This is a genomic window from Rhabdothermincola sp., from assembly GCF_036846205.1.
Lineage (GTDB): Bacteria > Actinomycetota > Acidimicrobiia > Acidimicrobiales > Acidimicrobilacustridaceae > Rhabdothermincola.
In genome coordinates, this window is the sequence record NZ_DAIUCK010000123.1 from 1 (window position 1) to 8,073 (window position 8,073).

10 protein-coding genes are annotated in these 8,073 nt (G+C 68.5%); 9 read left to right on the forward strand and 1 reads right to left on the reverse strand.

What is annotated here, in order from left to right; all coding sequences use genetic code 11:
* Nucleotides 1–521: hypothetical protein (locus V7004_RS14225; protein ID WP_334144796.1), on the reverse strand; the 521-nt coding region annotated here is incomplete at its 3' end.
* A gap of 210 nt (nt 522–731) precedes the next feature.
* Here V7004_RS14225 and V7004_RS14230 point away from each other — a divergent pair.
* From V7004_RS14230 to V7004_RS14270, 9 genes are all read left to right on the forward strand, one after another.
* Nucleotides 732–1,421, forward strand: a complete 690-nt coding sequence (locus V7004_RS14230) for a hypothetical protein (RefSeq protein WP_334144797.1) — start codon at nt 732–734, stop codon at nt 1,419–1,421.
* A gap of 470 nt (nt 1,422–1,891) precedes the next feature.
* A complete protein-coding gene (locus V7004_RS14235) occupies nt 1,892–2,350 on the forward strand; it encodes a hypothetical protein (RefSeq protein ID WP_334144799.1) in 459 nt (152 codons plus the stop codon).
* The gene (locus tag V7004_RS14240; protein ID WP_334144801.1) at nt 2,329–3,168 is read left to right on the forward strand and encodes a hypothetical protein; all 840 of its coding nucleotides are present in this window, start codon (nt 2,329–2,331) and stop codon (nt 3,166–3,168) included. The genes V7004_RS14235 and V7004_RS14240 overlap by 22 nt, the downstream gene beginning before the upstream one ends.
* 177 nt (nt 3,169–3,345) lie before the next feature.
* A complete protein-coding gene (locus V7004_RS14245; protein WP_334144802.1) occupies nt 3,346–3,873 on the forward strand; it encodes an SAF domain-containing protein in 528 nt (175 codons plus the stop codon).
* Nucleotides 3,870–4,589, forward strand: coding sequence for a hypothetical protein (locus V7004_RS14250; RefSeq protein ID WP_334144804.1), 720 nt, complete (start codon nt 3,870–3,872; stop codon nt 4,587–4,589). Before V7004_RS14245 ends, V7004_RS14250 begins: the two co-directional genes overlap by 4 nt.
* Before the next feature lie 8 nt (nt 4,590–4,597).
* Nucleotides 4,598–5,929, forward strand: a complete 1,332-nt coding sequence (locus tag V7004_RS14255) for a CpaF family protein (RefSeq protein WP_334144805.1) — start codon at nt 4,598–4,600, stop codon at nt 5,927–5,929.
* A complete protein-coding gene (locus V7004_RS14260) occupies nt 5,926–6,780 on the forward strand; it encodes a type II secretion system F family protein (RefSeq protein WP_334144806.1) in 855 nt (284 codons plus the stop codon). Before V7004_RS14255 ends, V7004_RS14260 begins: the two co-directional genes overlap by 4 nt.
* Entirely contained in the window at nt 6,777–7,688 is a 912-nt protein-coding gene (locus V7004_RS14265) for a type II secretion system F family protein (RefSeq protein WP_334144808.1), read from the forward strand. The genes V7004_RS14260 and V7004_RS14265 overlap by 4 nt, the downstream gene beginning before the upstream one ends.
* A 31-nt stretch (nt 7,689–7,719) precedes the next feature.
* Nucleotides 7,720–7,944: a hypothetical protein gene (locus V7004_RS14270; RefSeq protein ID WP_334144810.1), complete on the forward strand. Its 225-nt coding sequence runs from the start codon at nt 7,720–7,722 to the stop codon at nt 7,942–7,944.
* The last annotated feature ends 129 nt before the right edge of the window (nt 7,945–8,073 follow it).

Consider the following 8,073-nt stretch of genomic DNA (forward strand, 5'->3'; position numbering starts at 1 on the left):
TCCGAGGCCTTGCTCGGCGGGAGGGGCTGGGTGGTGGGTCGCTCGAAGCGGTCGAGTCGAGCGGTGACCTCGGCGACCTGGGCGCTGTAGTCCTTGACGGTGGCGATCCGGTCGAGGTGGGCATCCAGCAGCCGTTCGTGCGCCTCGCGGGTCCACTCCGGAAGCCGCGCAAGGCGGTGATCGCGGAGCGGCGCCACCTCGGTGTAGACGGCGATCGATCTGTCCGGCTCGATCCACTCGGCGAGGCGGAACTGGGCCAGGCGGTCGAGCGCTCGGCTGAACCGTCCGTGTTGGCCGGTGCCTGGACCGAGGCCGAGCGTCTGGGCCAGAGCATCGGCCGGCAGCAACGCCGGCTCCTGTTGGGTCCACAGCACGGGCATCCGGCGGAGGATCGCGACCGAGCTGGGCCCGACGACGGCTCCCCAGCACTGCTCGACGTAGGGGTGGGCCAGGTCGAAACCGAGGCGACGGACTTGGGCATCGGGATGAGGGCGAGCGTGTAGCTCGAGGTTGGTCTCCATACCGGACTACGCCTCGGAGCGGCCCAGATCACCGCGGTGGATCCCACGAGAACGCCAACCGGGACGTGACCGGGAACTCGACCGGGACGGATGGAGCCGACCGGGACAGGAATTCTTCCGATTTCTCGAAACCGGGAACCCAAACGGGAACTCCACCGGGAATGGCCGCGCGGAACCTCGGAGTGTCCACACGACACGAGGAGGTCCCCGATGGAACGAATCCTGCAAGTACTCGACGCCGAATGGAGAGAGCTGGCCACATCCCCCGAAGGCCGGCGAGCTCTTATCCGCTGGACGACCGATCACGACGTGCTCGTCGGCCTGCACGACCTGAACCACGTCGTCGCCTGCCGGTACGAGGAGATCGCCTACGACGTTCTCCTGATTCTCGCGAGGCGGTCGCCCACCGATGAGATCGCGGCCCGCACGCTGTTCCAGATGCTGCTGCCCGGCCTCGTCAGCCTCGTCGGCACCGTCGGCCAAGGTGACTACGACGCTCAGGACGAGATCGTCGCCCTCGCCTGGGAGCGCATCCGCACCTACCCGACCACCCGCAACGGCTCCGTCGCCGCCAACGTCGTGCTCGACGTCCGCAAGCGATACCTGAAGGTCCGGCATGGTGACGAGACGACCCCGCTGTCATCGGTGGACGAGCCGCTCGACGACCCGGCCAACTCCCCGGAGGAGCAGGTCCTCGGACTGCTCCTGATCGAGGAGATCGCGGCAGCGCAGCGCGACGGTCTCATGACCCCCGCCGTGCTCTCGACGATCATGCGGACTCGACTCATCGGTGAACGGCTGGCCGAGGTTGCCGCCGATCAGCGCGTGGAGACGCACGTGCTCTGTCAGCGCCGGTGGCGAGCGGAACGCCGCCTTCGTTCCCTCCCGCTCGCCGGCTGACCGCGATGAGCGCAATCGTTGTTCCAGCACAACCAGTGGACTTGGTCGTTGGTAGCTGTCTAGCCTTTCCCTCGAGCACCGCATGGTCGTGGCTCCGGTCTTGCCCGCCTGACCGTTACGAGGCGGACCACCCATCACGACTGAACGCACCGCGGTTTCCCTCTACCGCCGCTGCGATCACGAGGCTCATTGCTGGGTGTTCGGCCGTCGTGGGGCACGGATCTTCTCTCCCGAGGAGGCCGCCCGTGTCTTGGACCGGACTGCCACAACCCACACCGCGTGCCAGATCCCCACTGGTCGCCGCCGCGATTGCCGCCGCCCTCGTCCTCTGCCTGGGGTCGTCGTGCGGAAGCGACGACGAGACCATCGGTGGCACCACGACAACGGAGCGCTCGACAACGTCAGTGCGAGGCACCTCGAGCTCGGGGGCGACGACCTCGCCCACGACGAGCACCGACTCGTCAACCTCGGTGCCGACGACGGACCCAGCCGCAGACCCGGCGCACCAGGAGATCATCGACGCCTACGTCGCCTACTGGGATGCTCGCTTCGCTGCGAACTCCGGTATCCCGAACCCCCAGGATCCTGCGCTCGCTCGCTACGCGACTGGACGCCAGCTCGAGGCGGTGATCGCCGAGACGCAGGAGAACCTCGACGCTGGGCGAGCGCTGCAACCGTCGCCCGACCCGGTGAACTTCCGGCGGGTGACCGTCGTTTCCGTCGACGGCGACTCGGCGGTCGTCCAGGAGTGCTTTATCGATGACGGACAGGTGATCGAGTCGGCGACCGGTCGAGTGCTCAACGACACGGTCGCCACGCACAGCGTGCAGGCAGACCTGCTCCGAGTCGACGGTCAATGGCGGGTCTCCGCCGCAACGCTCATCCAACGATGGGAGGGGGTGGCCGGATGCGCACTCGCTACTTCTTGATCGCACCGCTCGTCGGTCTCGCACTGTTCCTGGCCGCGACGCCGGCCACAGCCGAAGGTCGCCCGCCCGAGGACGACGCCTACATCGACCAGGACGACAACCCCACCGTCGAGGTCGGCGACAGCGACGACGGCGAAACCGGGGACGACGGATCCACCGGCACCGGGGACCCATGCGTCTGGCAAGTCGTCATCGCTGACGACTTCGCCTCGCACGTCTACGACACGGACGGGGCGATCCAGTACTCCGAGACCGGCCGCTGGCTCCAGAAGGTCTGCCCCGGCGTCGGAGCGGTCCAGGTCGACGGACGGTTCCTCATCCCCGAGGGCGGCGTCGTCGACGTCGAGGCTCTGGCCCTCCAGGCACGTGCGTCGATCGGCATCTCCGGTCCGGTGATCCGCACGAGCCCCGAGGCCGGCAACCGCCTCTATGTCCGAGTCCCGACCTGGCTGTGGGTCGACGGCGGCTGGTGGCACGGCTACTCAGCGACGGCGTCCGCGGGGCGGGTCACCGCGACGGTCTCGGCGCAACCCGTCGCCGCGTCGTGGACCTTCGGCGACGGTGGATCGGTCACGTGCAGCGGTCCCGGTGTGCCGTGGCGGGCGGGCCTCCCGGAGGATGCCACCGACTGCTCGCACACCTTCACCACCTCATCCGCTGGTCAGCCCGAGGGCACGTTCGCTCTCTCAACCACGGTGACGCTCGAGGTGTCCTGGACCTCGAACATCGGGTCCGGCGGCACGCTCGAACCCATCAGCCGAACGGCCAGCCAGGCGGTCGAGGTCGGCGAGATCCAGGCCATCGGAACCGGCGGCTGAGGAGGCAGCGTGGCCACGACTACTCGGACTGATTCACGCAATCGCCGACCGGGTTCGCCCAGCTCGAACGGCGCCGGCACGGTGCACACGCCGGCAGTCGCTCCGCCGAGGCGGCGAGTGCGTCTGCCCGAGCTCGCCGTCGGGCTTCTCGTCACGGTGATGTTCGCTCTCGGCGCCGTGCTCTGGCACCTCAACGCGAGCAGCAAGGTTCCAGCGCTGGCCGTTGCTTCGCCGATCGAACGCGGCGAGGTGATCGAGGCCGCCGATCTCCGAGTCGTCTACGTCGCGAGTGACGACACCCTCGCCCGGATGTCGTCGGGCGAGTCGGACGCAGTGGTCGGCCGCGTTGCACTCGTCGACCTCGCAGCGGGCACGCTGCTCACACGCTCGGTCGTCGCCGACGCGGCCGCGCTCGACGCAGGCGATGGTGTCGTCGGCCTTGCTCTTGATCCGGGCCAGTACCCGGCGCTCGGGCTCGCACCGGGTGACCGAGTCCACGTCGTCCGGTCGGGCGAGACCGCACCCGAGACCGACGACGCGCCGGACACCCAAGTGATCGCCCGAGGTGCGACCGTGTTCGCGGTCGAGGACCTCTCGAGCGATCGCAAGCTCGTCTCGATCCTCACATCGGAGGCAGACGCGGAAGTCGTCGCAGCGACAGCCGGAGCCGGCGGACTGCGGCTCGTGTTGGTGGCAACGCCATGAAGGTCGTCGCCTTCGGATCCGTTCGAGGTGCCCCGGGGGTCACCACCACAGCGACGTTGATCGCCGGCGCGTTGCCCGACCCGTCCGTCTTGGTCGAGGCGGATCTTGCAGGCAGCGTGATGGCCGTTCGCTACGACCTCGGTCGCGAGCCTGGCCTTACGACTCTCGCCGCATCTGGAACGCTCGAGTCGGACGGGTGGCGTGAGCATGCACAGGACGCCGGCGGTGTCCCGGTGCTCGTTGGTCCGGACTCGCCGGCCAACGCACGTTCGCTGTGGCGCAGGGCGGGCTCATCGCTCGGGCAGACCCTGGTGTCGAGTGATGCGACGGTCGTGGCCGACCTTGGGCGACTTGATGACGAAGTGCCTCTGCTCGACCGTGCCGCGCTCCTCGTGCTTCTCGTTCGCCCGGTCGCCGAGCACCTCGTGACGCTGTCGCACCGACTCCCGATGCTTCGTGGTCAGGCGCAACGCGTTCAGGTTGCGGTGGTTCTCGTTGGTGAGGGCTCGTACCGGCCCGTCGATGTCGCCGGCCCGTTGGGCGTCGATGTGCTCGGGGTTCTCCCGCACGACCCGCGAGCTGCAGATGCGCTCTCTGGCGGAGGGACGGGGCTGACTCTGGCGAGGTCTCGCCTGTTTCGGGCGGCGACCGGAGTGGCCACGACGATCCACTCGGCGATCGGTACCTACGGCGAGCCGATCGGGGCGGCCAAATGACGGCCACGATGCAACGAACGGGCGGCAGCGAACCGGATGACGCCCTCGTCGCCCGACTTCATCGCACCGTTGGTGACGCGCTCACCGACGCCCACACCGACCACGAGACCGCTGGTCGTGGTCGGCTCCCGCTCGACGATGAGCGTGCACTCGCTCGCAAGCTCCTTGCCGACGAGCTGCGCCGAATGGCGAGCACCGCGTTCGCCGAGGGCCGGGCCCCGCTCGACGACGCCGCCGAAGATGCCATCACCGTGGCAGTCCTCGATCGTCTCCACGGATTGGCCCGACTCCAACCCCTTCTCGACGATCCATCCATCCGCGACATCCACATCTCGGGATGCGAACGGGTCTGGCTCAACCTCCGCGACGGCAGCAAGGTCCAAGGCCCACCCGTCGCCAACTCCGACGACGACCTCATCGAACTCATCGCCACCGCCGCTCGCCGACTCGGCCGCAGCGAACGGCGTTGGGACAACGCCCATCCCGAGCTCAACCTGCAGCTCCCCAACGGCGACCGGCTCCACGCCCTCATGGCGGTGTCCGGTCGACCGACCGTGACCGTTCGCCGCCACGACTTCGACATCAGCCGGCTGGCCCAGCTCGTGGCGCGCGGGGTGTGCGACGAGCTGATGGCCGGGTTCCTCTCCGCGGCGGTGCGCGCCCGAGCGAACCTGATCGTGGCCGGTGGGACCGGGACCGGAAAGACCACCACCCTGCGGTGTCTCATCAACGAGATCCCCGCAGACGAGCGGCTCATCACGATCGAGGACTCGTTGGAGATCGGTGTCGAGCGCTTCGACGACCTCCACCCCGACCACGAGACGCTCGAGGCCCGCGACGCCAACACCGAGGGAGTAGGGGAGTTCTCGCTCGCAGACCTCGTCCGCTCCGCGCTGCGGATGGACCCCCAACGCGTGATCGTCGGTGAAGTTCGCGGCGCCGAGGTGCTGCCCATGCTCCTGGCGATGAGCCAGGGAAACGACGGCTCGATGTGCTCGATCCACGCCGACTCGTCGAAGGGGGTTTTCTCCCGCCTGGCGATGTACGCCGCCATGACCGCCGAACGGCTCGCCCCGGACGTCACGAACCTGCTCGTGGCCAATGCCGTCGACCTCGTGATCCACCTCGGTTGGGTCGACGGAGAGCGTGCCGTGACCAGCATCCGTGAGATCACGGGCACGCTCGAAGCCGGCCAGATCGTGTCGAACGAGCTATGGCGCCCAGGACCACGGGGAGCAGGTGTTCCGGCTGCTCCGCCGACGACCGAACTGGCCGAGTCCCTCGAAGCGCATGGGTTCCGGCCCCGTGACCACGCTGCCGCTGAGGGGTGGTGGCGATGACGGTCTTGGTCCTCGCCGCACTGGCTGCCGGCGCGGCCGTGGGCGTGCTCATCATGGTGGCCGGCCTCACCGGTCGTCAGCTGTTCTCACCCGTCGACCTCGACGCTGCGGTCGCACGGTCGGGTCGAGCGCTCGCTCGGTTCGCCGCCGTGATCGGCGCTGGCCTGTTCGTGCTGGCGGCCACCGGCTGGATCGTCGGAGCCGTACTCGCCGGCGCTGCCGCGTGGGTCCTACCGGGGATCCTCGGTGGCAAGGCCACCCGCGAAGCCGCGATCGGCCGCACCGAAGCCATCGCGTCGTGGACGGAGATGATCCGCGACTCGATCGTGGCCGCATCCGGACTGGAGGAAGCCATCGTCGCAACCGCCCCGGTGGCGCCGCCCGCCATCGCACCAGAAGTGCGGGCGATGGTCCACCGACTCGACCACCAACGTTTGCCCGACGCCCTCATCGCCTTCGGCCACGCCCTCCACCACCCTTCTGGTGATCTCGTGGTCGCCGCTCTCGTCATCGCAGCCCGCATGGAGGCGAGCGACCTCTCGAGCTTGCTGTCCCGTCTTGCCGAGGCAACTCGCGGCGAAGCCCGCATGCGCATCCGTGTCGAGGTCGGCCGGACAAGAGTGCGAACCGCCACCAAGGTGATCGTGGGCGTGGTCATCGCGGCTGTTCTCTTCCTGGCCATCGCCAACGGCGACTACCTCACCGTCTACGACAGCCCCGGCGGCCAACTCATGCTCGCCGTCATCGGTGGCGTGTTCGCCCTCGGCGGCTGGCTCCTCACACGCATGGCGTCCATCGACCTTCCCGAGCGGTTCACCGCCCGTGCCGTGGTACCGGGTGGTGAGCCATGACGACTCTCGTGATGGTGATCCTCGGCGCAGGGATCGGTGCCGGCGTCCTGCTGTGCATCCGAGCGTTGACTCCGCGCCCGGTTCCGATCGACTCGCTCCTCGCCGGGCTCGACCGGCCCGGCCGAGCAGTCACCGAACCCATTGGGCCAAGCGAAGCGGCGTCCGATCACCTCGGGCGTGTCGCCCGCCGAACGCTCGAGGCAGCAGGGCTCAACCTCGGTGCGAACCGACATGACTTCGAGCTCGTCGACCGAACCACCGAACGACATGCGCTCGACAAGCTCATGGGCGGGGTCGCTGGTCTCCTCGTCCCGAACCTCGCCGCCCTCGCCCTCACGACCATGGGAATCGGCCCACCCCTCGGGCTCGTCGCCGTTCTCTCCCTCGGCACCGCGGCCCTTGGCTTCCTCATGCCGGACTTCTTGCTGCGCGACGAAGCGGAGAAGCGCCGCCGAGCGTTCCGTCACGCGTTGTCGTCCTACCTCGACCTGGTCAACGTGCTGCTTGCCGGAGGTGCCGGGATCGAAACAGCGCTGTACGCAGCGGCCGACGCGGGCGACGGATGGGGCTACCAGACCATCCGGGGCGCTCTGCGCCGCGCTCGCCTCACCGGTCAATCGCCGTGGGACACCTTCGCCGTGCTGGCCGACGACCTCGGCATCAACGAACTGGCTGAGCTTGCCGCCAACGTCTCACTCGCCGGATCCCACGGTGCACGAATTCGAGCATCGCTCGCCGCCAAGGCCGACACCTTGCGAGGTCACCAGGTCGCCGAGACCGAAGCAGCGGCGGAAGCCGCCACCGAACGCATGACCATCCCGGTCGCTGTGCTCCTGCTCGGCTTCCTCCTCTTCATCGCCTATCCCGCTGTCTCCCAGATCACCTCCATCTCCGGTCCCCAACCCTGAACCGAGCCGCCATCCCCGTAAGGAGCACCCCATGCCTGACCTGACCCTGTACCTCGACTACTTCTGCGCCCGGTTCGACTACGTCCCGCCCGATGGGGAACGACGGCTTCGCGGAGACAGCGGGATGACCACGACCGAAGTGGCCGTCATCACCTTCCTGCTCGTCGGCGCAGCCATCGTCGTGATGGGCATCATCTACGCCGCGGCGAAGAACAACGCTGAGACCATCCCGACCCCGGCCACGCCCGCGCCGTGACCCAAGCGGTCGACGCCCGGCGCCTCCGTGGCGATAGCGGGATGACCACCTCCCAGGTGGCCATCCTCTTCCCGGGTGACGTGGACCCCTTCGGCGTTGTCGGTTCAGGTCGTTCGGGTTTGTAGGGTC

Coding starts and splice junctions, on each gene's coding strand:
- V7004_RS14230 (WP_334144797.1), top strand. CDS start 732: ATGGAACGAATCCTGCAAGTACTCGACGCCGAATGGAGAGAGCTGGCC.
- V7004_RS14240 (WP_334144801.1), top strand. CDS start 2,329: ATGCGCACTCGCTACTTCTTGATCGCACCGCTCGTCGGTCTCGCACTG.
- V7004_RS14250 (WP_334144804.1), top strand. CDS start 3,870: ATGAAGGTCGTCGCCTTCGGATCCGTTCGAGGTGCCCCGGGGGTCACC.
- V7004_RS14255 (WP_334144805.1), top strand. CDS start 4,598: ATGCAACGAACGGGCGGCAGCGAACCGGATGACGCCCTCGTCGCCCGA.
- V7004_RS14260 (WP_334144806.1), top strand. CDS start 5,926: ATGACGGTCTTGGTCCTCGCCGCACTGGCTGCCGGCGCGGCCGTGGGC.
- V7004_RS14265 (WP_334144808.1), top strand. CDS start 6,777: ATGACGACTCTCGTGATGGTGATCCTCGGCGCAGGGATCGGTGCCGGC.
- V7004_RS14270 (WP_334144810.1), top strand. CDS start 7,720: ATGCCTGACCTGACCCTGTACCTCGACTACTTCTGCGCCCGGTTCGAC.